This is a genomic window from Actinoplanes sp. NPDC000266, assembly GCF_042899005.1.
In the GTDB taxonomy this organism is placed as follows: domain Bacteria; phylum Actinomycetota; class Actinomycetes; order Mycobacteriales; family Micromonosporaceae; genus Actinoplanes.
In genome coordinates, this window is record NZ_JBIAZI010000007.1 from 518,891 (window position 1) to 544,002 (window position 25,112).

The 25,112-nt window shown below is 69.7% G+C and carries 22 protein-coding genes; 9 read left to right on the top strand and 13 right to left on the bottom strand.

Features of this window, described 5'->3' with window-relative positions:
* Positions 1-38 precede the first annotated feature (38 nt).
* Both ACFY36_RS30000 and ACFY36_RS30005 read left to right on the top strand, forming a co-directional pair.
* Entirely contained in the window at positions 39-650 is a 612-nt protein-coding gene (locus ACFY36_RS30000; protein ID WP_499749239.1) for an NADPH-dependent FMN reductase, read from the top strand.
* A 141-nt stretch (positions 651-791) separates the two neighbouring features.
* On the top strand, positions 792-2,291 hold the full coding sequence (locus ACFY36_RS30005; protein WP_499749240.1) for a protein kinase domain-containing protein: 1,500 nt from the start codon (positions 792-794) through the stop codon (positions 2,289-2,291).
* Here the strand turns inward: ACFY36_RS30005 and ACFY36_RS30010 are convergent.
* Positions 2,288-4,123, bottom strand: coding sequence for an alpha-keto acid decarboxylase family protein (locus ACFY36_RS30010; protein WP_499749241.1), 1,836 nt, complete (start codon positions 4,121-4,123; stop codon positions 2,288-2,290). The genes ACFY36_RS30005 and ACFY36_RS30010 overlap by 4 nt on opposite strands.
* 103 nt (positions 4,124-4,226) lie before the next feature.
* Here ACFY36_RS30010 and ACFY36_RS30015 point away from each other — a divergent pair, with 103 nt between their 5' ends.
* The gene (locus ACFY36_RS30015) at positions 4,227-4,709 is read left to right on the top strand and encodes an Lrp/AsnC family transcriptional regulator (protein ID WP_499749242.1); all 483 of its coding nucleotides are present in this window, start codon (positions 4,227-4,229) and stop codon (positions 4,707-4,709) included.
* A gap of 360 nt (positions 4,710-5,069) precedes the next feature.
* Positions 5,070-5,621 (top strand): GNAT family N-acetyltransferase, encoded by a 552-nt coding sequence (locus tag ACFY36_RS30020; RefSeq protein WP_498654484.1) that lies wholly within the window; start codon positions 5,070-5,072, stop codon positions 5,619-5,621.
* Positions 5,622-5,644: 23 nt separating this feature from the next.
* On the opposite strand, the gene ACFY36_RS30025 is transcribed toward ACFY36_RS30020, so the two are convergent.
* The 3 genes from ACFY36_RS30025 to ACFY36_RS30035 all read right to left on the bottom strand — a co-directional run bounded on the left by ACFY36_RS30025 (position 5,645) and on the right by ACFY36_RS30035 (position 8,540).
* Positions 5,645-6,259: a GNAT family N-acetyltransferase gene (locus ACFY36_RS30025; protein WP_499749243.1), complete on the bottom strand. Its 615-nt coding sequence runs from the start codon at positions 6,257-6,259 to the stop codon at positions 5,645-5,647.
* A gap of 41 nt (positions 6,260-6,300) precedes the next feature.
* Positions 6,301-7,839 carry an APC family permease gene (locus ACFY36_RS30030; protein WP_499749244.1) on the bottom strand — a complete coding sequence of 513 codons (1,539 nt, stop codon included), beginning with the start codon at positions 7,837-7,839 and terminating at the stop codon, positions 6,301-6,303.
* Between the two features lie 62 nt (positions 7,840-7,901).
* Positions 7,902-8,540, bottom strand: coding sequence for a GOLPH3/VPS74 family protein (locus ACFY36_RS30035; protein ID WP_097322305.1), 639 nt, complete (start codon positions 8,538-8,540; stop codon positions 7,902-7,904).
* Between the two features lie 221 nt (positions 8,541-8,761).
* Between ACFY36_RS30035 and ACFY36_RS30040 the strand changes: the two genes are divergently transcribed.
* From ACFY36_RS30040 to ACFY36_RS30050, 3 genes are all read left to right on the top strand, one after another.
* Complete coding sequence (locus ACFY36_RS30040; RefSeq protein ID WP_499749245.1) at positions 8,762-9,610, top strand: helix-turn-helix domain-containing protein; 849 nt, start codon at positions 8,762-8,764, stop codon at positions 9,608-9,610.
* A 42-nt stretch (positions 9,611-9,652) separates the two neighbouring features.
* Entirely contained in the window at positions 9,653-9,886 is a 234-nt protein-coding gene (locus tag ACFY36_RS30045) for a DUF397 domain-containing protein (protein ID WP_498701172.1), read from the top strand.
* 859 nt (positions 9,887-10,745) lie between these two features.
* A complete protein-coding gene (locus ACFY36_RS30050; RefSeq protein ID WP_499749246.1) occupies positions 10,746-10,901 on the top strand; it encodes a hypothetical protein in 156 nt (51 codons plus the stop codon).
* 408 nt (positions 10,902-11,309) lie between these two features.
* Here ACFY36_RS30050 and ACFY36_RS30055 read toward each other — a convergent pair whose 3' ends face one another.
* The 3 genes from ACFY36_RS30055 to ACFY36_RS30065 all read right to left on the bottom strand — a co-directional run bounded on the left by ACFY36_RS30055 (position 11,310) and on the right by ACFY36_RS30065 (position 16,697).
* A complete protein-coding gene (locus ACFY36_RS30055; protein WP_499749247.1) occupies positions 11,310-14,120 on the bottom strand; it encodes a CLIPPER-2 domain-containing protein in 2,811 nt (936 codons plus the stop codon).
* 50 nt (positions 14,121-14,170) lie between these two features.
* Positions 14,171-14,665: a CAP domain-containing protein gene (locus tag ACFY36_RS30060; protein WP_499749248.1), complete on the bottom strand. Its 495-nt coding sequence runs from the start codon at positions 14,663-14,665 to the stop codon at positions 14,171-14,173.
* Between the two features lie 124 nt (positions 14,666-14,789).
* On the bottom strand, positions 14,790-16,697 hold the full coding sequence (locus ACFY36_RS30065) for a M4 family metallopeptidase (RefSeq protein ID WP_499749332.1): 1,908 nt from the start codon (positions 16,695-16,697) through the stop codon (positions 14,790-14,792).
* Positions 16,698-16,899: 202 nt separating this feature from the next.
* Here ACFY36_RS30065 and ACFY36_RS30070 point away from each other — a divergent pair, with 202 nt between their 5' ends.
* On the top strand, positions 16,900-17,832 hold the full coding sequence (locus ACFY36_RS30070; protein WP_499749249.1) for a helix-turn-helix domain-containing protein: 933 nt from the start codon (positions 16,900-16,902) through the stop codon (positions 17,830-17,832).
* On the opposite strand, the gene ACFY36_RS30075 is transcribed toward ACFY36_RS30070, so the two are convergent.
* The 6 genes from ACFY36_RS30075 to ACFY36_RS30100 all read right to left on the bottom strand — a co-directional run bounded on the left by ACFY36_RS30075 (position 17,812) and on the right by ACFY36_RS30100 (position 24,098).
* The gene (locus ACFY36_RS30075; protein ID WP_499749250.1) at positions 17,812-18,378 is read right to left on the bottom strand and encodes a peptide deformylase; all 567 of its coding nucleotides are present in this window, start codon (positions 18,376-18,378) and stop codon (positions 17,812-17,814) included. The two genes, ACFY36_RS30070 and ACFY36_RS30075, sit on opposite strands and share 21 nt — an antisense overlap.
* Before the next feature lie 100 nt (positions 18,379-18,478).
* Positions 18,479-19,240, bottom strand: coding sequence for a class I SAM-dependent methyltransferase (locus ACFY36_RS30080; protein ID WP_499749251.1), 762 nt, complete (start codon positions 19,238-19,240; stop codon positions 18,479-18,481).
* Between the two features lie 37 nt (positions 19,241-19,277).
* Positions 19,278-20,471 (bottom strand): CynX/NimT family MFS transporter, encoded by a 1,194-nt coding sequence (locus ACFY36_RS30085; protein ID WP_499749252.1) that lies wholly within the window; start codon positions 20,469-20,471, stop codon positions 19,278-19,280.
* 34 nt (positions 20,472-20,505) lie between these two features.
* Positions 20,506-21,330 (bottom strand): siderophore-interacting protein, encoded by an 825-nt coding sequence (locus ACFY36_RS30090; protein ID WP_499749253.1) that lies wholly within the window; start codon positions 21,328-21,330, stop codon positions 20,506-20,508.
* A 151-nt stretch (positions 21,331-21,481) separates the two neighbouring features.
* Entirely contained in the window at positions 21,482-23,020 is a 1,539-nt protein-coding gene (locus ACFY36_RS30095) for a hypothetical protein (protein WP_499749254.1), read from the bottom strand.
* Positions 23,021-23,330: 310 nt separating this feature from the next.
* Positions 23,331-24,098, bottom strand: coding sequence for a glycerophosphodiester phosphodiesterase family protein (locus ACFY36_RS30100; protein ID WP_499749255.1), 768 nt, complete (start codon positions 24,096-24,098; stop codon positions 23,331-23,333).
* A gap of 151 nt (positions 24,099-24,249) precedes the next feature.
* On the opposite strand from ACFY36_RS30100, the gene ACFY36_RS30105 reads away from it, so the two are divergent.
* Positions 24,250-25,032 carry an L-type lectin-domain containing protein gene (locus ACFY36_RS30105; protein WP_499749256.1) on the top strand — a complete coding sequence of 261 codons (783 nt, stop codon included), beginning with the start codon at positions 24,250-24,252 and terminating at the stop codon, positions 25,030-25,032.
* Positions 25,033-25,112 lie beyond the last annotated feature (80 nt).

Genomic DNA, 25,112 nt, shown 5'->3' on the forward strand with positions numbered 1-25,112 from the left:
TCTTCGTGGCGTAACCCGCAAGCTCTATCGTCTGCGGCATGACGCGCATCCTGCTGATCTCGGGCAGCACCCGCGATGAGTCCCTGCACAACGCCGCGCTGCGTACCGCCGCTCATCTCGCCCCGGAGGACATCAACGCCGGCCTGTTCGAGGGTCTGCGCGGCCTGCCGGCGTTCGTGGAGGGCGAGCAGACCCCGCACGACACCGTCGTCCTGCTGCGTCACCAGGTGCGCATCGCCGACGCGGTGCTGTTCAGCACGCCCGAGTACGCGGGGTCGATCCCCGGCAGTCTGAAGAACCTGCTCGACTGGCTGGTCGACGAGAACCTCCTCGACGGCAAGCCGGCCGCCTGGCTCTCGGTGGCCCACGCGGGCGAGGACGACCTCGCCCGCGCCACCCTGGAGGCCGTGCTCACCCACGCCAACGCCAAGATCCTGCGGGCGGCCTGCATCCGCATCCCGCTCGCCCCCGAGGCGGTCGACCGCTACGGCTTCGTGGCCGATCCGCTGCTGCACCAGGCCCTGAGGGACGCCCTTCAGGGCCTGGCCCGGGTGCTGGCGATGAGCGCGAAGCCGGCCCGGCCGTCCTGGCAGACGTACTCGAGCGTCTTTCCGGTCATCGAGCGCCGCGACGGCCCGCTCACTTTCTGACCCCTCTTACTTTTGGGGGAATCAAGTGACGGGCATTTGACCGTACGGGGTGTCAGCTCCCGATCAGCACCCACCCTGGGGTGTCCCCATCGCCCTTCGCGAAGGCGCACCCATGTTTCCTTCACTTTCCCGTGGCCCGGCATGAGCGATTTCGAGCGTGCCCACCCGCGGCAGGCGCTCGCCGACTTCGAGCTCGGGGCGAAGCTGGGCGAGTCGGCGGCGGCCGAGGTGTTCCGCGCCCGCAACCGCACGTTCGGCATCGTGGTGGCCCTGAAGAGGTGGCGGCGGCCGTTCGCGCCGGCCACCCAGAGGGCGTTCGACGAGACGTGCCGGGTGCACTACGAACTGTCCGAACACCCGAACGTCGTCCGCCTCCTCTGGGCCGACCTGGCCGGCGACCCGCCGTGGCTGGCGACAGAGTTGCAGCAGGGGTCGCTGGCGGAGCTGTTGAGGCGGGGCCCGATCCCGCCGGCCCGGGCGTGGCGGATCGCGGTGGATGTGCTGAGGGCGCTGACCGCGGTGCACCATCGGAGGCGGCCGCACGGAGCGCTCAAACCGGCGAACGTCCTGGTGTCGGCGGAGGGGCGGGCGATGCTCCGCGACCTGGCGCCGGCGACGTCAGCGGTGCCGGACGTCGGATTTCCGGTGGCGGTGCCGGACATGCAGGCGGTGGGCGCGCTGATCGCGGTGTTGTTCCCGGACCCGCCGCCGGCGGTGCGGGCGTTGCTGTCCCGGCCGCCGCGCACGGCGGAGGCGTTTCTGGCCGCGGTGGAGAGCGCGAGGGGCGACGGCCGCGAGCCGTACGTCGAGAACGCCGGCCCGTTCCGAACAGGCCCGGCGGCACAGACGAGCCGGGCGGGTGCGGCTGTGGGGGAGGGCAGCGCGGGCGCGCAGAACACCGGCGCCTATGACGCTCCGCGCCCGGCCGAGCCAAGCGACCTGCCCGCGAACTTGCACACGCCGGCACCGGCCTCGCGCCGCGAGAACGCCCGGCCTTATCCAGAAAAGTCACCTCAAACGGGCGTGGGGCCGGCGTCGGGGGATGGCGCTGGCGCGGCGGGCGCTTCCGCCTCGGGGGGTGGGGTTCCCAGGCAGAGCGGCGGCCCAGGTGGCGCGTCCGGGCTGGGTGGTGTTGCGGTGCCGGGCGACTTGTCCGCGCACGGCGACGTTCCCGCGCAAGGCGACATTTCTCCGCAAGGCGACAATTCGGCGCAGGGTCGCGCTGCCGCTCGGGGGAGTGCATCCGGGCATGGTGGTGGTTCGGGGCGGGGCGGTGTTGCTTCGCCGGATGGCGTTCCGACGCAAGAAGGTGCGACTGCGCAGCGGGGCGGCTCCGGGCACGGGAGTGGTTCCGGCTGGGCAGGTTCTCCCGCTTCGGGAGCCGCGACGGATGCCGGAGAAGCCGCAGCTTGGGGGACGCCTCCGGTGGGTGCGGGCTCGGCGGGGACGGCCGTTGAGGCTTATCGGGGGCCGGAAGGGGCTCGGCGTAGGCGCCGGTGGGTGCGTGTTCTGGTTGTCGCGGCCGGGGCTCTGGTGGTTGCGGCCCTGGTGGCGGTCGTGATGGCGTACGGGAAAAGGAATGAAAGACTGCCGGGGCCGGCGCCTTCGGTCGAGCCGGCCCCCAGTCTGGTCCGGTCCTAGGCGGCGCCCTTCGCGGCGGCCGTTGCCCGTTCGGCCAGGCGGCGCAGGAGCGGGGGAGTGTCGTACGCGTCGAGCTGCACCTCGATGAAAGCCAGCCGGTCCGGGTGGTCGGCCGCGCCGCGCAGGGCCTTGTCGAGCTCGGTCGGCGTCGCCGCGTGGTGATAGTCGGTCTCCGGGCCGGTCAGGCCGGCGACCAGGGCGCGCCAGTTCCACGGCGTCACGTCGTTGTAGGCGGCCTGCGGGCTCTGCAACGCGCGCTCGATCGTGTAGCCGCGGTTGTTCAGCAGCAGGATCACCGGGCGAAGGCCGGCGGCGGCGATCGTGCCCAGCTCCTGAATGGTCATCTGGGCCGCGCCGTCGCCGATCACCAGCACGGGGCGGCGGTCCGGGTCGGCCAGGCCCTGGCCGAGCACGGCGGGCAGGGCCCAGCCGATGGAGTTCCAGATCGGCTGTCCCACGAACGTCGTGTCGGCCGGCAGTCGCAGCGACAGGGCGCCCCAATAGGCGGTGCCGGTGTCCGCGATCAGCGCCATGTGCTCGGGCAGCCACTCCTCCAGCGCCCGCCACAGCCCAGCCTGCGTCAGCTCATCGCCGACCGCGTCAGTGAGACCGGCCCCATCAGTGAGACCGGCCGCGTCAGCGAGACCGGCCGCGCCAGGGACAGTGCCCGCGCCAGGGACAGTGCCCGCGCCAGGGACAGTGCCCGCGCCAGGGACAGTGCCCGCGCCAGGGACAGTGCCCGCGCCGGGGACAGCGCCCCCGTCAGGGAGGCCGGCCGCGCTCGGGACGCTGCCGTCGGTGGAGATGATCCGCGAGGGCAGAGACGCGGCGGCGAGTGCTGCCACGACGGCTTCCACCGCGTCCGGGAACAGGACGTTCTCGAAGCGATGGCCGCCCACCCCGGAGGCGGTGGCCGAGGTCCACACCGTTCGGTCGTCGATCGGGCGGGCCGAGAAGAAGCCGGTCAGCTCGGCCGTCTGTACCGAGCCCAGGTGCACCACCACGTCCGCCTCGTCGACGGCCGCGGCCGGGGCCGCGTCGAGCATCGTGCCCGCGTAGTCGCCGCGGTGAAGCGGTGTTCCCTCGTCGATCACGCCCTTGGCCGCCAGCTGGGTGACCATCGGCAGGCCGAGCCCGGCGATCCGCGGACCGAGCCGGTAGCGCGCCGCCAGCTGGCCGACGACCAGCACCGGTCGCTCGGCCCCGGTCACCACCTCTTCGACGGCCGCGCTGAACGCCCGTACGGCAATCGGATCTGAAATGATCTTGAGAGGCTCGCGCAGGGGCGCCGCCGCAATTCGGTGGAGCGCCAGATCCTGCGGCACGCTCAGATAGGCCGGCTTGCGTTCGCGGCGCGCCGCCATGACGACCGCGTCGATCTGTTCGCCCGCGCGGTCCGCCGTCAGCACCTCGGTGGTCACGCTCATTTCGGCGTACGCCCGGTGGAAGTGCCCGAAATCCCCGTCGGCCAGTGTGTGGTGGACCAGCGCGCCGGCCGCGACCGTGCCGGTGCGCGGCGAACCGACGATGTGCAGCACGGGCGCGTCCTCGGCGGCGCTGCCGGCCACCGCGTTGATCGCGCTCAGCTCGCCCACCCCGTACGTGGTGATGAGCGCGGCCAGGCCGCGGCTACGGGCGTACGCGTCGGCGGCGTATCCGGCGCCGAGCTCGTTGGGCGACCCGGTCCAGCGCAGCCCGGGCACCTCGGCCAGGCCGTCGAGCAGGTTGAGGTTGAAGTCGCCGGGCACGCCGAACAGGTGGGACACGCCGGCCTGACGGAGCCGCTCGCCCAGGTACGCGGCGACGGTCACCGTGGAGGCATAGTCGATCATGAGGACGAGCCTTGTGCCTGTTGCGCATCCTGCACAATGTGATGTCTCCTGCTTGTGCGTTCTGCTCAGCCCGAGCGGCCGACATGGGGAAGGATTGCGCACGATGCGAATCTTGGACGCCACCGACGCGCGGATCCTGCTCGCCCTGGACGAGGATCCCGACGCCACCGTCGTGGCCCTGGCCGACCGGCTGAACATGTCCCGCAACACCGTCCAGGCCCGGCTGCGCCGGATGCGCGAGTCGGGCGCGCTGGGCGCCTACTCCCGGCGGCTCGACCCGGCCGCCCTGGGCTATCCGCTGATGGCCTTCATGACCCTGTCGCTGAGCCAGCGCGAGGGTGACCGGGCGGCGCAGCAGGTGGCCCGCATCCCCGAGGTGGTCGAGATCCTGGCCACCACCGGCGACGGCGACCTGCTGGTGCGGGTCGTGGCCCGGGACACGGCCGACCTCTACCGCATCACCAATCTGATCGTCGCGACGCCGGGCGTGGTGCGGACCTCGACGTCGATCGTGCTCCACGAGGTGGCGCCGAGCAGTCTCGACGGCCTTCTCCTAACGGTACGTAATGTGGACCGTGGCGCGTAGAGTGGGTCCTTGTGGCCGTTGATCTCCAATGACGGAGATCAATGACCTTTCCGCATCGGAGAATTGAACAGCGTGGTTTTCGAGCGGTAATCGGGGCCTGGACCAGGAGTAATGCGCAACGTGCGTAGTACTCGAAGGCCATAACCGCCTGCTGGATCGAGGGCGATTTCGTGCCGGTGATTGCAAGTTGCACACCAAAACGGGCACGGAGGGCATCCGGTAGATGAATTGGCACATTCAATCGGCGCACACGCATTGTCATGACGCGCTCACTCTTCGTACAGTGATGAGCACAGATCATCGATCAAGATGAGTGCGACAAGCGGGCCGACCTGGCGGCGGCCTGCGGGGGAGCCGAACATGCTTATCAAAGTCATCGACCAGATCACCGATGCAGAGCAGAACCAGGCGATGTGGACCATGTACACGGACGCCTTCGAGGAGTTGAATCACCTCGCAGTCCAGCGTCACCTGATGTACAAGTCGGAGTTCGACGAGGTAATGGCGGACGCACGCGTGGGCAAGTATCTGGCCCTCGACGACGATGGCACGATGTGCGGCGTCGCCACCTACACGAACGATCTCAACGCGGTTCCGTTGATCGCTCCCCAGTACTTCGAACGGCATTGGCCGGAGCACTACGCGGCCCGGAAGATCTGGTACATCGGATTCGTCGCCGTGAGTCCGCATGCCCAGGGTCGTGAAGCCTTTTCCCAACTGGTCGAGCAGATGTACCACATCGCCTCGGCCCAGAACGGGCTCGTGTGCTTGGACATCTGCAACCACAACGACGAGGTTCGCCGCATGTCCCGAGTGTTCCGGATGATGGTCAGCCGGCTCTCGGACAACATGAAGTTCACCCGGATCGACCAGCAGTCGTACTGGCTCTACGAGTTTCCGGCAGCCGCGTAGCAGCTCGGCAGGGGGCACCACTGTCAGTTCATAGGCAACCTCCACATGGACCACAGCGGTGGTCCGCCGGGAAGCTCGATGACTGACCGGATCCGGTATCCGTGCCGGAGGTAAAGGTCCCGGTTACGCGGGTCGTTCGCCTCCAGATACGCGGGAATGCCGGCCTCGTCGAGTCTGGCGTGATGGCGGTCGAGGAGCGCACTGCCGATCCCACGGCCCTGGTTCTCCGGATGGACGGCCAGGAAAGCCAGATAGTGGTGGGGATCGGTGGGATGGCGCGCCTCGATCGCCGCGTCCAATTCACAGCTTCGGTCGTACGCCGGTCCGGTCACCTCCTTCATACGCTGCTCATAGTCGAGCGGCGGCGGGATCATGGCGGTCAGGGGAAACCACAGCGCCACTCCGGAGACGCGGCCGGTGTCGTAGTCCGAGGTGGCGTACACCTCGCCGTACCGGACGGCGTGCTCGACGAAGATCTCGAAGTAGCGCGGGCTGTCGCGCCGGCGCACCTCGGCGCCGGGGTGCAGCCAGCGGGCCACCGGCCCGTCCCACATCGCCGCGGCGACGAGGCCGGTGATCTCCTCGACGTCCACGGGTGCGACGTCGCGGATCACCAGTTCCTGAATCGCGTAGGTCATGACTTCCTCTCGTTTGTTTCAGGGGAAGGGCCGGTGGCTGTTCAGTAGGGGTAGCCGCCGCGGGCGCCGACCGGGTCGGCGTGCAGCGAGCGCATGAGGGCCTGGGTCTCGGCGGCCACACTGGACCGGTTGTCGGAGCCGCGGCCGATCGCCGCGTACACCTCGGGGCGGGCCGCCCGCATGATCAGGGCCCAGACGATGCCGACGAGGCCCACGGCCAGGTAGCAGACCGGGATGAGCCACTGGAACGGCGAGTCGCCGGAGACCTGCAGAAGCTCACCGAAGCCGATGCAGGTTGCCGCCAGCACGACCGTGAGCAGCAGGAACGCCAGTCCGGGGGCGAAGTATGCGCGCCAGATGTTCTCCCCTCGCCGCTTGTGCACGAAGAACGCGATGACCGCGGCCGACGCGGCCCACATGAGGATGAGGACGCCGAGCCCGCCGATCGTCGTGAGCCACGCGAACACGTAGACCAGCGGGTCGGCGCCGGCCAGGGCGTACGCGCTGAGCACGATGATCGCCAGCACGCTCTGGGTGATGGAGCCGAGGAGCGGAGCGCCCGTACGCGGGTGGGTGCGACCCCACGCCGCCGGAAGGACGCCCTCGCGGCCGAGTGCGAACTGATAGCGCGACACGGCGGCGTGGAAGGCCAGCAGAGCCGCGAAGACACTGGTCAGGAAGAGGATGTAGCCGAGGTCGACCATGACCTTGGGCAGATGGGGCCCGACCAGGGTGAAGACCAGGTCGGTGCGGTGCTCGGCGGCCTTGGCCGCGATCTGATCGGGGCCGGTGTTCACCGACATGGCCCAGGCCGAGATGGCGCACAGGATGCCGGCCAGCAGCACCGCGATGTGGGTGGCGCGGGCGATCGTGCGCTTCGGGTCCTTGGCCTCCTCGGAGAGCACCACGGTCGCCTCGAAGCCGACGAAGCCGGCGATGGCCAGCACCAGCAGCACGCCGACGACCGGGGTGGCCAGCGGCGCCGGCGAGAACTGCGAGAAGGTGATCTCGCCGTTCGCCGGGTTGCCGACCATCACGAGGTCGTAGATGAGCACGATGCCGATCTCCAGCACCAGCAGGACCGCCAGGACCCTGCCGCTCAGGTCGACCCACAGGAGGCCGAGCACGGTCACCGCGGCCCAGGCTCCGACCGCGCAGGCGTACCAGGGAACGGAGAATCCCAGAGCCGCGAGGATGCCGGAGGCAGCCGAGCCGAAGAGCCCGAAGAGGCCGATCTGCATGAGTGAGTAGGCGGGCAGGGCGACGAAGGCGGCGCCGACGCCGACCATCCTGCCTAAACCGTGACTGATGTACGAGTAGAAGGCGCCCGTGTTCACGATGTGCCGGCTCATGGCGACGAATCCGACGGTGAACAGGGACAGCAGCCCCGCCACCACCACGTACGCGATCGGGACGGCGGTGCTCCCGATGATCGCGTAGATCGTGGTGATGGACCCGATGATCACGGTGAGCGGTGCGGCTCCCGCGACGCCGAAGAACACCACAGACGGAATGCCCAACCGGTTCTTGGCCAGCGCCTGTGTGACGATGTCCGGCTCTGCGGGTTTCGTACGCTCCATCAACATCCTCCCGGCCCAATGGTCGTGATTGTTAGGCCGGAGGTGATGGCGCCCGACGCCGCTCACCGTCGGCCGACGGTCAGCACCGAGCCCACGGAGGTCTCGGTGATCTCAACGAGCTCCCGAAGGTCGCCCGGCAGTGACCCGACCGCACTCGGCAGCGAATGGAACGCGTGCCGGTGCATCTCGAAGTCGTAGAGCACGTGTCTGGTGAGGCCGGTGGCCGCCACCAGTCCGATGAGCACCCGGTCGCTGGTGCTCATGCCGATGCCGCGCACGAGCAGGTTGGCCAGCCGGGCCGGAGCCCAGGCGGCCGCGTTGCGCTGGGCCGCGGTGTTCGGCATGTACAAGGTCTCGGTGGAGAGCATGCGGCGACGGGTCACGGCTTCGACCGCGCCGAGGCGCGACAGCCGCTCGCCGACCCGGATGGCCGCGTCCTGCGAGAGGAAGGCCAGCCACACGCGTACGTCCCGGTGTTGTGGTTGTGCGATGAGAAGGTCGAGGATGTCGTGTGCGAGCGCGTCCGTCGGAGGATGCCGGTCGAGGATGACCAGATCTCCGTCGGTGATGCCGATCCGTCCTTCGAGGACCAGCTCGCCGAGAAGAGCGGCGGCCAGGCCCAGGCCGGTTGCGCGTGGATGGAGACGGGACCGGCCGGTGCGGTCCTCGTGTGCGATCAGGAAGTACTGGTCAGCCAACACGCCGCCACGCCCCTTAGACAACGTCTTGATGTGTGGGTCTTGTCTGCTTTTGCTCGTGAAGATCACTCTGTGTGCAGAAAGGTATGACTCGATGTGCTCCGCATCATGTACCCGACAGCAAGGTCATGACAAGAAGTACTAGACTTTTTGTGGAGTCCTCCTTGTTTGGATCACCAGCACGGCGGCCGTACTATCGGCTCATCAGGACCGAGGGAGTCCAGGTGTCCGTTGATGAAGGACCCACGCTGCGCCGTCGTCGTCTGGGGGCGGAGCTGAAACGGTGCCGCGAGGCCGCCGGATTGACGCAAGAAAATGTGTCGCGTCATTTCGAGTGGCACGCCGCCAAGGTGACGCGGATCGAGACCGCGCGCGTCGCCGTGACCCCGCGCGACGTGAAGGACCTCCTGACGCTGTACGGCGTGGGCGACCAGGAGTACCGCGACGCGATGGTGGAGCTGGCCCGCCTCTCGCGCGAGCGCACGTGGTGGACGGACTACCGGGACATCATGCGCCCCGGCAACTTCGTCGGCCTGGAGGCCGCGGCCGCCTCGATGCGCTGCTGGGAGCCGGTGCTGGTGCCCGGGCTGCTGCAGACCGAGTCGTACATGCGCTCACTGATGGAGGCCGGCCGCACCAACGACACACCCCAGCACATCGACCGCCGTGTGAAGTTGCGCCTGACCCGGCAGGGCCGGCTGCGGGCCGACCGCCCGCTGGAGCTCGAGGTCGTCATCGACGAGTCGGTGGTCCGCCGCATGGTCGGCGGCCCTCGCGTCATGAATGAGCAGCTTCGGCACCTAATCGAGGCCGCTCAATTACCGAATGTGACGTTGAGGATTCTGCCGTTCCACGCCGGCGAACACACGTTCCTCGGCGGATCAGCAGCCCTTTTGGAGTTCCGGGAGACCACCCATTTGGATGTTGTCTATCTTGAAGGTCTTGCGGGAGACTACTACGAAGAGCAACCATCCGAGGTTGCCCGTTACCGACAAGAGTTCGAGCGATTGAGCGCTATGGCGCTCGACCATCGCATGACCATCAAGATGATCGAGAGCCTGCTCGTCGCCTAGGGCTCCCCGAGACAACCGCATATCCGAAGGGGGGTGCTTGAATTGCTCACGCACCAGCTCGCCGATGCCGCCCAGCTCGCCCACGCCACCTGGCGCAAGGCCAGCCGTAGTAATGGCAACGGTGGCAACAACTGTGTCGAAGTCGCCTTCCTCGACACGAGCGTCGCCGTCAGGGACAGCAAGGACCGCTCCGGTCCTGCGCTCCTGTTCACCCAGGCGGAGTGGACCGCCTTTGTGGACTCAGCCAAGGAAGGCGAGTTCGACATCAATTCCTGAGGCTAGAGACTAACCATAGGCACGGACCGATGGGAAGTGCCTACGCAAAGTCAACTTCTCAGCAATGGGGCCCGCGGCTCCGCTCACCGGGAGTCGCGGCGCCCTTACTCTGCACAGTTGCTATTTCGATCCAGCAAACGCGAAGCTCCTTCGGGTGAATCCCCTCGTCGGATCCGCGACATAGAACGGCCCGCCCCCGCCTGGATCCGTCCGGCCCGCCGTTTCGTTCCGGCCCTTTTGGCCCATCAAGCCTCGCGCCGGCAGGTCGCGCTTCGGCCCCGCCCGGCCCGCTCCGATTCCGCCCGGCTGCTTCGGTTCCGCTCGGCCTGCTCCGATTCCGCCCGGCTGCTTCGGTCCCGCTCGGCCTGCTTCGGTCCCGTCCGGCCTCCTTCGGTCCCGCCGCGCCCAACCTCTGCTGCTTCCGCCGAGCCCAAGCCGGCTCCTTCCACGTGGGCGGCCGTGCCCGCCAGGCTGCTCGCTTCTGGCCCGCAGCGCCGTGAACCGACTGCTTAACCAGCCCGACGGGCCTGAACCGGCTACTCCCGCCGACCCGATGGGCCTGAATCGACCGCTCCCATCCGGTTCGGCGCGCAACGAACCGACCGGATCCATCGGGCGTGCTGAGCTTGGCCTGCTGGGCTGGCCCTACCCGGCCTGGCCCGCCCGACTCGGCCCAGCCCGCCCGACTCGGCCCAGCCCCACTTCGCCCGGCGTTGCCCGCAGTCGTTGGCCGACTCGGTTCTGTCCGCCCGCTCGGTTCTGTCCGGCCCGCTTAGCCCGCTTGGCCGCTGTCGGTGGCGTGCTGCTCGGTCGTTGTTGGTTCGGGTCGGTCGTTGGCTTGGGGCGTACCTTTGCACGGGTGACTGATCTTGAGGGCATCCTCCTGTTCGCCGGCATTCCGCTCGCCGTCGTGGGCCTGATCTTCGCGCTCGTCTTTCTGACCAGTGCCAAGCCGAGCCGCGAGCCGATCACCAAGCCGGTCATGGACGAGGACTCCGGCGAACCGCAAGCCTAGGCCGTTGCCGCTTGATCGCGGGGGTTGTCCACAGGCCGCGGGACTGTCCACAGGGGCCGTCTGACCTCGCGTTTTTGCGCCACATTTGGTGGTAGAACGGAGGCCCGTAGGGAGGTACCCCAGGGTTGGGCGTAGTGAGTGCTGGCTTTGCGGAGCCGCGCGGGATTCCGACGAGTCCGTTGGCGTAGGGCGGCGTTGTTGCTGGTAGTCGGCGTGGGAGCCGGGTGATGGGGTGCGTCGGCGACCACGGTCGGTTGCCGGAGTTGTTCGCCGCGCAGCGCTTGCCGGATCGCGGTGGCCTTTTGTGCCGCAGCTGTTGCGGGGCCGCGTGTCGCTTTCGGCTCCGGAGAGCCCGAGACGTTCGCGATGCCGGGCCGCCTCCGACGGATTGACCGCGAACACCGTGTATCAGCTTTTTCCGGGCCTTCGGGGCCACCAGCGGCCTCGCAGTGAGGCTAGGACGATCAAGCCGCCTGCCAGTAGAGCCAAGCCCAGGACGCTGGCGGTGGCCAATGGGCTGCCGCTGAACGGGACCGGGTCGGGGATGGGGTCGGCCCAGTACTGCTCGCGGGTGGGGACTATGGCCGGTGGCGGGGTGATGACCGTTGGGGTTGGGTTCGGCACTGAAGGGTCCGGGGTCGCTGGGGTGCTGAGCTGTGGGAGCGCGCCTCGGGCGGGGACGGCTGTGGTCGCCAATGGCGCGGGGACGGCCGGACCTGCGGGAGGCGGCTGGGTGACGCCCAAGCCGGTGGCGCCCAGCTGCGCGGTGCTGGGACCGGGAGCGTTCTGCCGCGCGGTGGTGTTCTGCGGGGTAGCGCCTGGTCCGGCGGCGTTGGGCTGCGTGGTGCCGGAATTGGTGGCGTCCGACTGTGCGGAGCCGCTCCCGTTGCCGGGGCTGCCGGCGTTTGGCTGGGCGGGACCGGGCTGGGCGGGACCGGGCTGGGCGGGACCGGGCTGGGCGGGACCGGGCTGGGCGGGACCGGGCTGGGCGGGACCGGGCTGAGCGGGACCGGGCTGAGCGGGACCGGGCTGAGCGGGACCGGGCTGAGCGGGACCGGGCTGAGCGGGACCGGGCTGAGCGGGACCGGGCTGTGTGGTGTCGGGCTGTGTCGTGTCGGGCTGTGTCGTGTCAGGCCGGGCTGCGAGGGTGAACGGGCCGAAAGCTGTCGCGGTGATGGCGCCGGGGGCGGTGCCGTAGGCGTACACGCGCTCGGTGGATGTGGAGGGAGCGCAGGTCGTGGAAGCGCCGGGGGCCAACGTGGTGACGCCACAGAGGGCTCTTCCCAGGCGGATGTCGCTCAGGGTTTGGTTGCCGCTGTTACGGATGCGGTAGGCGGTGGCCTCTGCGGTCACGGTCAGCGATGGGGCGGCGGTCACGATGGGTAGGTCGGCGGTGATCGGACCGAAGAACAAAGGCTCGGTGGCGTACGCCTCGGCGGTCACGATGTTGGTCAGGGGGGCGCCGGCGTCCACGTCGTCCTGGGTCACTGTGTACGACGGCGCGTCGCACAGCATGGTGGCGGTCGGCGCGAGCGTGGGAGCAGGGCAATTGGCCGGGCCCGACAAAGTGTCCGTGACGATGATCTGGTCCAAGGGCTCCGTGCCGTCGTTGGTCAGGCGGTAGCGGAACGGAACCGTGTCACCGGCGGCGGCGGGAGAGCGTGGGCCCTCGACCGCGATGGCCAATGAGGTGCTGTCGTGGCTGGCCGTGATGGTGGCCTTCTTCTCCTTGTCCTCCGTCGAAACGGTCAACGACAGCGGGCCGGAGATCAGGGCGGTGGCGGTCAGGTCCAGATGCGCCGCCGCGCCCGGTGGGATTTCGGGGACCGTCCACGTGCCGTCGCTGTAGGCGCCCACGTCGGGCGTGCCCGCGGTGATGGCCAGACCGGAGGCTGGCCGGACACGGACGGTCGCGGCCGCCGGGGCGTCGGTGTCGTTGCGTACGGTCGCCTGGAAGCTCGCTGTTCCGTCGCGCGCGACGCGTGGGGTGCTGGTGGTGACCGTGAGGTTCAAGGGGCGGTCGGCCGGTGGCGTGTCCGCCGGGGAAGGTTCGAAGCCGATCACGTTGTCGCGTGGGGTCAACTCGTCGGTGGTGCTGGATGCGGTCACCGTGACGTCGTCGTGGGAGTCGACGGCGGTGACGGTCATCGTTCGGGACTCGCCCGGCGGCAGGGTGGGGTAGGAGCACTCGGCGGTGGTGCTGGTGACGGCGCACGTGCCGCCGGGAGAGGTGGCCGAGACGGCGGTGGCTCCGTCGGGGAGGGCGGCGGTCACCTGGGCCGACTCGGCGGGGCTGGGGCCTTTGTTGCCGGTGGTGATCTCGTACGTCGTCACGGGGCCGGCTTCGGAGGTGGCGTCGACCGTGAGATCCGCGGCGGGGGCGATCTCGGTGCCTACCGTGTTCGAGGTCGAGGTCAGTCTGTCGCCCGAGCCGGTCAAGGTGGTCGCGTATTCGGCGGTCGTCCTCGTGCGGAGCGTGGTGCCGGCGTTGTCGGGGGCCACGCGGACCTCGTACGTCCGGGTGTGGCTCTCGCCCGGGCGCAGGATGCCGACCTCGATGGCGGAGGGGGCGTTCGTGATGGTCGTGGACCGAGCCGGGTTGCCGCCCGCGTTGCGCGTCGTGACGACGTACGACAGACGGTCCTTGACCTTGGCCTTCGACTTGCTGACGGTGGTCGTGGTGACCAGGCAGGCGGGGGTGCCGAAGGCGACGGCGTCGATCGCGGTGGGGCCGGTGGCGCGCAAGGCGAAACGCGTGGTGGTCTGGCCCTCGGGGACCGTGTAGGCGCCGGCGTACGTGGCCCAGGCGGCCCGGTCGCCGCTGATGACGTCGCCCTGCTGCTCGAGGTGGCCTGTGGCTGAGCCGGCCAGGACGGTCAGGGTGCCGCCGCGGTGGCGTAGCTCCCAGTGCAGAGTCTGGCCAGGGGTGGTGGTCACGTCCTGGTGGATCGTGCCGGTGGTGAGCTCGGCGTGCTGGCCGTCGTCGTGGCGCAACAGTGCCTGGCCGCCCTCCCAGCCGGGGAGAGGCACGGCGGCGACCGAGCCGTCGGCGATCAGTGGGGACTCGAAGTCGCCGTTGCGGAGCGCTACCGGGGAGGCGCAGGTGCTCTGCGCGGCGCCCACCGGACGCTGGTCCAATGGATCGGCGGCTCCGACGACGTACAGGACGGCGGCCATCATGATGACCGCCATCCACCGGGAAAACGCAGCCCAAGGCACATCAGCACGCTAACCGGGGGTTAGGTACCTTTCGGGCTGTATCGGCAAAATCAGACGCGGCCGAAGTCCTGCGTCCAGTACGGTGCGCCGCCCGACGTGTAGGCCACGCCGACCCCGACCGCGGTGTTCGCGCAGTTCAGGATGTTCTTGCGGTGGCCCGAGCTGTTCATCCAGCCAGTGACGACCTGCTGCGGGGTGCGGTAGCCCCAGGCGATGTTCTCGGCGGCGGCGCCGTTGCGCGGGTAGCCGGCGCGGACCTCGCGGGTCACGAAGTTGCTGCCGTCCGAGCCGGTGTGGCTGAAGAAGCTCTTCTTGACCATGTCGGTGCTGTGGGCGCGGGCGGCGGTGGTCAGGCGGGCGTCGGTGCGGAGGCTCTTGCAGCCGTTCTTGACCCGCTGGGCGTTCGTGAGCTTGACGACCTCGGCCTCGTACGCGGCGGGGGTCGTCGGCGCGGCCTGGGCGGCCGCGAAAGCCGGGGCGCCGAACAGCGTCGGGATGGCGGCGAGGGCGGCGGTGACGACGGCGCGGCGGACGAAACGCTTCAAGAGGTGGCTCCTTCTTTCGATCGGCTGTCGCCAGTCAGATCGGGGAGCCGGAGCGCGGATGAAGCAGCGGAACCGGGAAGCAACCTGGGGCAACCCAGGTGCTCCCCGGCACCGCAAAACTGGATCAGAGGGTCAGGGTCCAGGTGTTGATGTAGCCGGTGTCGGCCGAGTAGACGTCCTGCGCCCGCAGCTTCCAGGCGCCGTTCGCGGCCTCGCTCGACAGGTTCTTGGTGTACGTGGTCACGATGTTGTCCGCGCTGTCCGAAGACGACGTGGCCTTCAGGGCGTACACCGTGCCGTCCGGCGCGACCAGGTCGAGCTTCACGTCACCGCGGTAGGTGTGCACCACGTTGACCGCGATGGTCGAGGTGGCCGAGGCCGACCGGGCGCATCCGGCGATCGTGATCGTGCTGGTCACCGCGGAGCCGGCGTCGGGGATCGTCACGTCGGTGGCGTTGGTGCCGGTGCAGCCGGTGGTCGGCGGCGGGGTGGTGGTCGGCGGGGTGGTCGGCGGCGTGGTGCCGCCGGTGCAGGTCGGGTCGGCCGACTGGGCCGGGACGCTGACGGCGTCCCACGCGGCCTTGACCGTGTTGAACTCGGTGCAGCTGCCCGTGAACAGGTTCTTGGCCGCGGTCAGCGTCCAGGTGCGGTACTTCAGGTACGAGGAGCTGGACGTCTTCATCAGCATCGCGTTGTACATGATCTTGATGGCGTTCTGGATGCCGAGGCCGGTGACCGTGCTGCCGTTGCAGGTCGTGCTGGCCGGCTGGCCGTTGCCGCTGGTGCCCTGGGCGAGCAGGTAGAACCAGTGGTTGCCGGGGCCCGCGGCGGCGTGCACCTCGTCGCCCGGGGTGCTGCTGGAGTAGCAGTTGTCGTCCCCGGCCAGCGACGGGTTGTACATGTACCGGATCGGGCCGCTGCCGACCAGGTTGACCTCCTCGCCGACCTGGTAGTCGGGGGCGTCGTTGGGGTTGTTGATGTACCACTCGGTCGCGGCGCCGATGGTGTCGGCCACGAACTCCTGGGTGTTGCCGTTCGAGATGCCGCCCGGCGTGTAGTCGTCGATGCCGTGGCCCAGCTCGTGGCCGACCACGTCCGCCGAGGAGATCCACTGGCCGGCCGTGTTCTTGCCGATCTGGATCTGGGTGCCGTCGTAGTACGCGTTCTGGTCGTTCAGGCCGACCCGGATCGGCCAGGCGCCGCCGCTGCCGTTCTGGCCGTTGCGGCCCAGCCACGCCGAGAGCATCGCGTACTGCTTCTGCGCCACGTAGAAGGCGTCGACGCAGCCGGTCTCCTTGTTGGTGCCGGTGCCGTTGCCCCAGACGTTGTCACTGCCGCTGAAGGTCGTGTTGTTCGCGGCGTCCTGGCAGCGGATCGTGGTGTGACTCGGGTCCTGCAACGTGTAGGTCGAGCCGGACTGCGTGGTGTCCAGCGTGACCGAGCCGTTGATCCAGCCGGTTCCGGTGCCGGAGACGTCGGTGACGTGCTCGTACTCGCGCAGCACGGCGCCCGAGGCCGCGTCGACGTCGACGGTCAGCCGGCTCGGCCCCTCGGCGCTGGTCCCCTTGACCGTGGTCTCCCAGGCCAGCTTGCCCGGCTTGTTGTCGAGGGCGACCACGACGAGCTTCGTGCCCTCCACCTCGGTCACCGTCTTGAGCTGCGCCCTGGCGATGCCGGCGGCCGCGGTGTCGGCCAGCTGGGGCACGGTCGAGATCTCGCCGATCGGCTGGGTCAGGGCCACCGACGTGTACCTGGTGGCGCCGGCCGAGTCGGTGACCACGACGAAGTCGCCGCCGATCACCGGAAAGCCGTTGTAGGTGCGGTCGTAGGCGACGTAGTTGAAGCCGGCGGAGCTGTAGACCTGGCGCCGCTGGAACGTCTCGTTCGGGCTGGCGGCCAGGACCGCGGGGCGGGAGGCGACGAGGGCATCGGCCTTGGCGGCGGCCGACTGCGGATCCTGTGGGACGGCGGTGGCCGGCTGGGCGACGGCGACCATGGCGGTGGCGGCCAGGGTTCCGGCGGCCGCCGCCATGATCAGGGGGGTTCGACGTTTCACGCGCGTACTCCTTCAGGGGTGACTTGTTGAAGGACGCTAGGCATCGATGGTCGTCACCGAATCAGGGAAAACCCTTGCGCCGGTCATTCAACAATTTCTTTCGGTGACGCCCTGAGCGCTGGCAGTGACTGTCGTGGTGGGGCATCATGGCCGGACAGCGTCCCGTCAGGAGTGTGTGATGACCTCACAACTCGAGTTCGCGGCCCGATCCGCGTTCGCGCAGGTGCTGAACGCCTGGCGTACACGCAGGGGCCTCTCCAAGAAGCAGCTCGCCGCGTCGATGGGCTACCACCCGTCGTACATCAGCCACGTGGAGAGCCTGCGTCACCACCCGACCTTCGAGTTCGCCTGCCGCGCCGAGGCGGTTCTGGCGAGCGGGTCCGAGATCATCGAGGCGTACACGGGCTGCCGGCAGGCCACCGGTGAGCTCGAGCCGGCCGCCCGCTCCGGCTATGAGCCGAGCCAGATGCTGCCGGCCACCATCGTCATCGAGGACGAGCTGGCCACCCTCACCTACACCGACGACTGGTACGTCTGCCGGGTCGAGCGGCTCGTCCGCAACGTCGGCGACCGCCCGGTCACCACCTGCCCGGTCCGCATCGACGTCGACCGTTTCCCCGATCAGCCCGGCGTTTCCCGGCGTCTCTACCAGGAGAAACCGCTACGCCTGGCCGATCTCGACTTCGCGGCCGCGGCCGGCGAGGAGCTTATGGACGTACGCGTCACGCGCACCAGCGACGCGTATCTGAAACTGGCCCTCGTGTTCGGCAACGCGCGCGCCCGGTTCCCCCTCTACCCGGGCGAACAGACCCGGGTGGCCTACTCGTACCGGGTGCCGGCCAGCCAGTACGGCCAGTGGTTCCAGCGGGAGGTCCGCTTCCCGACCCGGGCCCTGACCGTGTCGCTGCGGCTGCCGGAGTCGCTCGGGGCCGAGGTGGGCGCCGAGGTGCTGTCGTACGCGGGCATCAAGTCGTACACACCGACCGTGGCCCACGCCGACGACGGCACGGTGCTGCACACGATGCGGATGCGGGAACTGCTGCTGACCAGCCAGGTGCGGCTGCGCTGGCGGTTCGCGGCGCCGCGGTCGTCAGCCCCACGGGCGGCCTGAGCCGCGGTACTGCGACAGCGGGATGACCTCGTCGCCGGCCGGCATCCGGTCGGTGTAGAAACGGCCCTCCAGGTGGTCGATCTCGTGGCAGACGTGGCGGGCCAGCCCGCCCGTGAACCGCGTGATGACCAGGCCGCCGTCGAGGCGCCGGTGCTCGACCTCGACGCTGAGCGGCCGGTGCACCCGGCCGCGCACGTCGAAGAAGCTCATGCAGCCCTCGTACTGCACGTCGTGGCGCCGGGACTCGTCCACAATGCGGGGATTGAGCAGCACGATCTCGCTGCCGCCGGGATCGGCCGGGCGGATCACGGCGGCGGCGCGGTCGATGCCGATCTGCGGCGCGGCCAGGCCCATGCCCTTGGCGAAGACGTGCGCCCGGGCGACCCGGTCCATCGCGGCGAGGACCCGGTCGATGACGCGGCGGGCCTGTGCGGCCTCGCGGGGGAGATCGAAGGGACGGGCCGGTGTGCGCAGGGCGGGATCGTCACGCTGGAGGATGCCGATCGCTGCCATCCGGTGGGCTGGGGTGAGTTCTTTGGAAACCACGAGAACCCCTCGGTTTCGGTCGTCGAACCCATTGATACATGGGGACGAGCTGAAAACCGCATGAACGGTCGTGAATGAGACCGTGAATGAAGGAGAGGACTCAGCCTGCGGTTTTACGCCCTCGGACGGCCCACGCGGAGGCGGTCAGCGGGATCTCGCCGGTCTCCGTGACGGGCAGGCGTTGGCGCAAATCGTCGCGAATCCGACGCCTTTCCGAGTCGCTCAAACCGGCCAGATAGGCCGGGGCGGGACCGGTGGCGCCGAGGAACGGGGTCCAGTAGTCGTCGAAGCTGGCGAAGACGGTGGGGATCTCGATGGCGCGGGTCCGCACGCTGGTCAGGCCGGCGTCCGACCAGGCCTCACGTAACGCTTCCTCGTGACAAATCGGAAATCTCCGGCTCTCGTCGCGATCGGGTGCGGCCGCGGCGTCCCAGAAGTGCCGCATCATCGGCATTCCCGAGGCGTAGTTCCAGACGTACGCGGCCACGACCGCCCCGGGCGCGGCGACGCGGGTGAACTCGGCGACGGCGTGGGCCGGGTCGGGCACGAAGTTGAGCGCGAGGCCGCTGACGACGGCGTCGAAAGAGCTGTCGCGCAGGGGGAGCGCGGCGGCGTCGCCGGCCACCCGGGTGGCGTCGAGGGCCGACCTCAGGAATCCGCGCGACGGGTCGAGGCCGATGACATCCGCCGGGCCGGCCGCCATGATCGCCGAGGTGAGCGCGCCCGTACCGCATCCGGCGTCGAGCCAGCGGCGGCCGCCCGGGACGCCGAGCCACTCGACGAAGAGCGGGGCGACCCGGCGGCTCCACCGCCCGACGTACGCCTCATAGGCGTCGCCGGCCGCCCAGATGTCGCCGGTCATGGGGTTGAAGGTAGGGCATCGGAGGGGCGAGGAACAGTCAGATCTGGCGGTCCCGGCCGGCGAAGAAGCCGGCGATGATCTGGGGGATCATCAGCAGGAGGACGAACGTCAAGGGGGCCCGCCAGCCGTTCGTGTGGTCGTGGAGGACGCCGACCAGGATGGGGCCGGGGATGGCGAACAGGTAGCCGGTGCTCTGGGCGAACGCCGACAGCTTCACCACCGTCGCGGGAGTGCGGCCGCGGAGGGCGATCATCGTCAGGACCAGCGGGAACGCCGTGTTCACGATGCCCAGCAGGATGGCCCACAGCAGCGGGGCGGCGGCCGGGGACCACCACAGGCCGCCGTAGCCGGCCAGGCCGAACAGGCCCAGGACGACCGCGATCCAGCTCTGGCTGCGGACCCGGCCGGCCAGCGACGAGAGCAGGAAACCCAGCGGCACGCCCAGGAACGAGGTCACCGCGAAGTACACGCCGGCCCGCTCGGCCGAGATGCCGGCGTCGCGGTAGATCTGCGGCAGCCAGCCGATGATGACGTACGCCGAGGTCGACTGCATGCCGAAATAGACGGCCAGCGCCCACGCGACCGGGTGGCGGGTCACCCGTACGACATCGGCCTTGTGGCTCTCGGGGTCGGGAGCGAACGGTTGCCGGGCCAGCGGGAGCCACGCCGGCACGGCCAGTACGGCCACCGCCGCCCAGCAGGCCAGGCCCAGGCGCCAGTCGTCGCCGAAGACGCTCGCGGTCAGCGGCACCGTGGTCGCCGCGGCCACGGTCGCGCCGATGTTCAGCGACACCGTGTACAGGCCGGTCATCGTGCCGACCCGATCCGGGAAGTACGCCTTCACGACCGACGGCAGCAGCACGTTCACCACCGCGATGCCGGCCAGCGCGACCAGGCTCAAGAGCAGGAACAGAGCGGTTCCGGGCGCGTACGGGCGGACCGCGAGCCCGGCCGCCAGCACCACCATGCCGGCGAGGATCACGCGGGCCGGGCCGAAGCGCCGGGCCAGCCGCGGCGCCAGGAAGCCGACGCCGGCGAAGCACACCGCCGGCACCGAGGTGAGCAGTCCGGCCACGCTGGAGCTCATGCCCAGCCCGGAACGGATCTCGCTGAGCACCGGGCCGACGCTCGTGACGGCCAGCCGCAGGTTGACCGCGGCCAGCAGCAGGGCGGCCACCGCGATCAAGCGGCCCTTGGTGGAGCTTTGTGTCAGGTCTTCCTCGGCGGTCACCACTTACCCATCATCGACCGCCGGGCCGGGCCGCTTACGCCCGGTCCTGCTCCTGTTCCACCTGCTGGTTCCATTCGCGCTTGGAGGACTGCCAGCCGTCCTCGTTCATGCCGCGCCGCCAATATCCCGAGATCGAGAGCTGATCCATCGGGATGCCCCGCTCGACCTTCAGATATTTCCGCAGGTCCTTGACGAAGTTGGCCTCGCCGTGAACAAAGGCCTGCACATCGTCGCTGGGGAACTCGAGACCTCGTACGGCCTCGATCAGCAGCTCGCCGGGAGCGCGGCCGGCCCGGTGCAGCCAGGTGATCCCGGCCTCGGTCTCGATCTTCTGCTCCTCGTCGGGGCCCTCGACCTCGATGAAGGCGGTGACCTTGGCGCCCGCGGGCATGCCCTCGAGCGCGGCCGCGATCGCCGGGAGGGCGCTCTCGTCACCGGCCAGCAGGTGCCACCCGGCGCCGGCGCTGGGCGCGTAACCACCACCGGGGCCCATGAACCGGAAGGGGTCGCCCGGCTCGGCCCGGGTCGCCCACGGGCCCGCGATGCCCTCGTCGCCGTGCACCACGAAGTCGACCCACATCTCGGGGACCTCGGGCAGCCACTTGCGGATCGTGTACGTCCGCACGACCGGCCACTGCTCGCGCGGGAAGCCCTCGCGGATCGCGGCCATGTCGAACGGCTCGGGATAGGTGACGCCGTCCGCGGGGAAGAGCACCTTCACGTAGTGGTCGGTGCACCTGCTCGCGTCGATGGCCCTGAGGGCGTCGCCTCCGACCACCACGCGGACCATGTGCGGGGTGAGCTGCTCAACCCGGGTGACGACCGCCTCGGTCGCCGCGCGTGCCGGCCTGTTCGCCATGTCGAACCTCTTCCTTGGGCGTCCGGTTGGTAAGGCTACCCTCAGTTGCTGAGTTCGGGATCACTGATCCCCGCACGCTTAGGTTTTCCGGTCATACGCACAAAGGGGCGGCCCGCACTTGGCGGGCCGCCCCTGTTGCTGCTGTCGGCACTTACTCCCAGGTGGTGCCCGGACGGCGGCGGCGGGTGAAGGCCATGATCGCCATGCCGGCCAGCAGCAGAACCGCGGCGCCGGCGATCGCGGCGAACGTGTTGCTGCCGGTCAGGGCGAGCAGGCCACCCTGCTCCTTGGTGGCGCTCTCGGCCTGCACCTGGGCGACCTGCTCGGCCACCGGGGCCTTGTTGCCCGAGTTGAACTGGCCGTCCTCGCCGTTCGAGTAGGTGTAGTCGGTGCCGCCGGCCGCCGCGGCCGGGGAACTGCTGGTGGCGCGGGGCTTGGGCGCCGCCTTGGTGGTGGGCTCCTGGGCGGGAGTCTCCTCCTGCTCCGTGGTGCCGTTCCCCGAGCCGGAGTCGTCGGTGCCGGAGTCGCTGCCGGTTCCGGTCCCGGTGCCGGAGCCGGTGGCGGGCTTGGTCGTCGTGGCCGGCTTGACCGGGGCCTTCGTGGTCGGCTTGGTGGCCGGGGTGGTCGGGTCCGGCGTGAAGTCGTCCTTGGTGTCGGCCGGCGTGCCGGGCGGAGCCTGCGTCGGGGCCTTCGTGGGCGGCTTGGTCGGGGTCACGCCGCCGCCATTGGTGCCGTTGCCGCCACCGTTGTTGCCGCCGCCCGTGTTCCCGCCGTTGTTCCCGCCGCCGGTGTTGCCGCCGTTGTCGCCGCCGCCGGTGTTGCCGCCGTTGTCGCCGCCGCCGGTGTTGCCGCCGTTGTCGCCGCCGCCGGTGTTGCCGCCGTTGTCGCCGCCGCCAGTGTTGCCGCCGTTGTCGCCGCCACCGTTGTCGCCGCCACCGTTGTCGCCGCCGCCGTTGTCGCCGCCGCCGGCGGCGTTGCGGACGGTGATGCGGATGGCGTCGATGGCGGGCGTCTGGTTGGCGCGGACCATCATCGGCACGCGGTGCGAGCCGTCACCGGCCCACGAGGCGCACTGCGCGGTGCCCTCGGTCGGCACGCCCGGCACGGTGATGCTGACCTCGTCCGGCGTGGCGCTGCCCCGGCTGTCCTCGGTCGCCACGAAGAACGCGGGAACCGGGTCGGGCGCGGGGGCCGCGTTCGTGTTCTCGAGCATGCGGCACGCCGTGTGGAAGTGGCCGCGCACCAGGCCGTCCTGGAGCACCGAGCTCTCCACGTAGTACCCGCCCTTGCCGGCCGCCAGGAAGCGGTCGCGGATCAGGTTGCGGGTGCTGATCTTGAGGGTGAAGGGTGTGTTCGGCGCGACCTGCTGGGGCGCGTCGGTGATCAGCAGGGACGGGTTGTTCGCCGCCTCGCCGACCTCGCCGAACTCGGTGGAGACGCACCGGTTGCCGTTCTGGAAGCCGTCGTGCGGAGTCAGGTTGCTGTCGACGCACGTGTCGGTGAGGATCACCTGCCCGTTCACCACCTTGCCGGCCCCGCTGCCCTCGGGCCGGTCGTTGGTGGCGGCGTTACCGATCTGAGCGAAGGCGACCGCCGCGCCGGCGGCGGTGATGACCGCGCCGACCGCGAACAGCCGCCGGTTGCGTCCCGACGGCGTGGCGGCCGCACGGCGGTAAGCAGACCTGCGCATGCGCGATACCTCATCTTCCCGGAAATCCACCCGGCGACAATTCCCACCGGCACCCAGACGGTAGGAGCGCGCCCGCTGAAACGCAATTCCGATGAGGAAGTTGATGGATTCTTATCCGGGAATTAAAGAAAAGATATGCGACCGCCCTCGAACCCCGGACATCCTCCGAACGGATGATGTCGAGGGTTCACCAAGATCACACAAAAGTTTGCTGACCAGTGCACATTCCTCAGCGTCACTGGATGGTCCCACCGTAGGGCCCGAACCTGAGAATAGCCTCGGAATGTTACGGCGAAGCCATCCTGAGTGACTATTCACCCGGCCAGGCGCCGCGTTCGCGATAAACATTCCGCAGGATTTCCGGGCGGTCGGTCATGATGCCGTCCACGCCGAGGCCGAGCAGCCGGTCCATCTCGGCCGGGTCGTCGACCGTCCATACGTGGACCTGGAGGCCCGAGCGGTGGGCGGTGGCGACGAACCGGCGGTCGACCACGGTCACCGGGCCCTGCCGCGCCGGGACCTGGGCGGCTGCGATCGACGGGGGCAGCTTCAGCCGTACGCCCAACAACGACGCCAAGCGCAAGCGGGCCACCGAGGCCGGGCCCATCGATGTCGCCACCGCCGGACCGGCCAGAGCGCGCAGCCGGGCCAGGCGGCGGTCGCTGAACGAGGCCAGCAGGACGCGCTCGGCCGCGCCGGCGCGCCGGACGGCCGCGACCGTGGGATCGGCGCCGGCGTCGGCCTTGACGTCGATGTTGAAGCGGATCGTGGGCCAGGCGTCGAGGACCTCGTCCAGGCGGGGGATCGCGGCCGCGCCGCCGATCCGCACGGTCCGCAGATCGGTCCAGCTCAGGGCGCCGATCCGGCCCTCGGTGCCGGTCAGCCGCAGCAGTGACGAGTCGTGGAAGACGACGGGGACGCCGTCGGTGGTGGAGTGCACGTCGGTCTCGACGTAGCGGTAGCCCAGGGCGACCGCGCGGGCGAACGCCTCGGCCGTGTTCTCGTCGCCCTCGGCGGCGCCGCCCCGGTGGGCGAAGGCGAGCGGGGTCGGGGCGTCCAGGAACGCGAATCGGCGCACGCACCACAGCTTAGGAGCCGGGGTGGGCTAACCGGCCGACTGCCTCCCATTAGGGACAAATAGTCGAGACTCGGGCCCGCGGCTCGGCGTGCTGCCCTACTTTAGGCCACGTCCCACTTGGGGCAAATCATCCGATTTGGAGCGCAGAACCGTGTCTTCTTCACGTTCCACGAGAGTTGTCCGGGGAGGTCTGGTCGCCGCCTTCGCCCTGTCGATAGCGGCCGCCCTGTCCCCGGCGGGCGCCTCCGCGGCGTCCGACGATCCGTTGATCGACTACGAGACCTTCAAGGGCGCGTCGTCGACGCTCGACCGCAACGGCAGCGCCGACCTGATCTGGTCGTCGGGCGGCCGGGTCGACCAGCGCGTGCTGCGGCTCACCGCCGGCGGCTACAAGCAGATGGGCTCGGCCTGGGCCACCCAGAAGCTCGACGTCACGCGGTCGTTCGAGTCGACCTTCAAGGTCTATCTGCACCACGGCGAGCCCGGCGCCGACGGCGTCGCCTTCGTCGTGCAGTCGAAGGGCCCGCGCGCGCTCGGCGGCTGGGGTGGTGGCCTCGGCTACCGCGGTATCAAGCCCAGCGTCGCCATCGAGTTCGACACCTGGCAGAACACGAACGACCCGAGCAGCAACCACCTGGCCGTCGTCATGGGCGGCAACCCCGACTTCCAGGCCGACACGGCCGAGTCGGGGATTCCGCTGTACGGCAAGCCGTTCTCGGCCCGTGTCGTCTACGACGCCGACGAGTCGCTGCTCCAGGTCTACGTGAAGTCGCTGAGCGCGGGCTCGGAGGAGCAGCTGGCGCTCGAGCACGAGGTGAACCTGGCCGACGAGGTCGAGGAGTCCGGCGCGTGGGTCGGCTTCACCGCCGGCACCGGCACCGCCCTGTCCAAGCAGGACGTCTACTCCTGGTCCGTCGACGGCGCAGGGGCCTGACCGAAGAAGAAACGCCGGTGCCGCCGGGCGTGATGGCGGCGCCGGTGTCCCCGGCAATCGCCACCGAGTCCTTGGAGAGA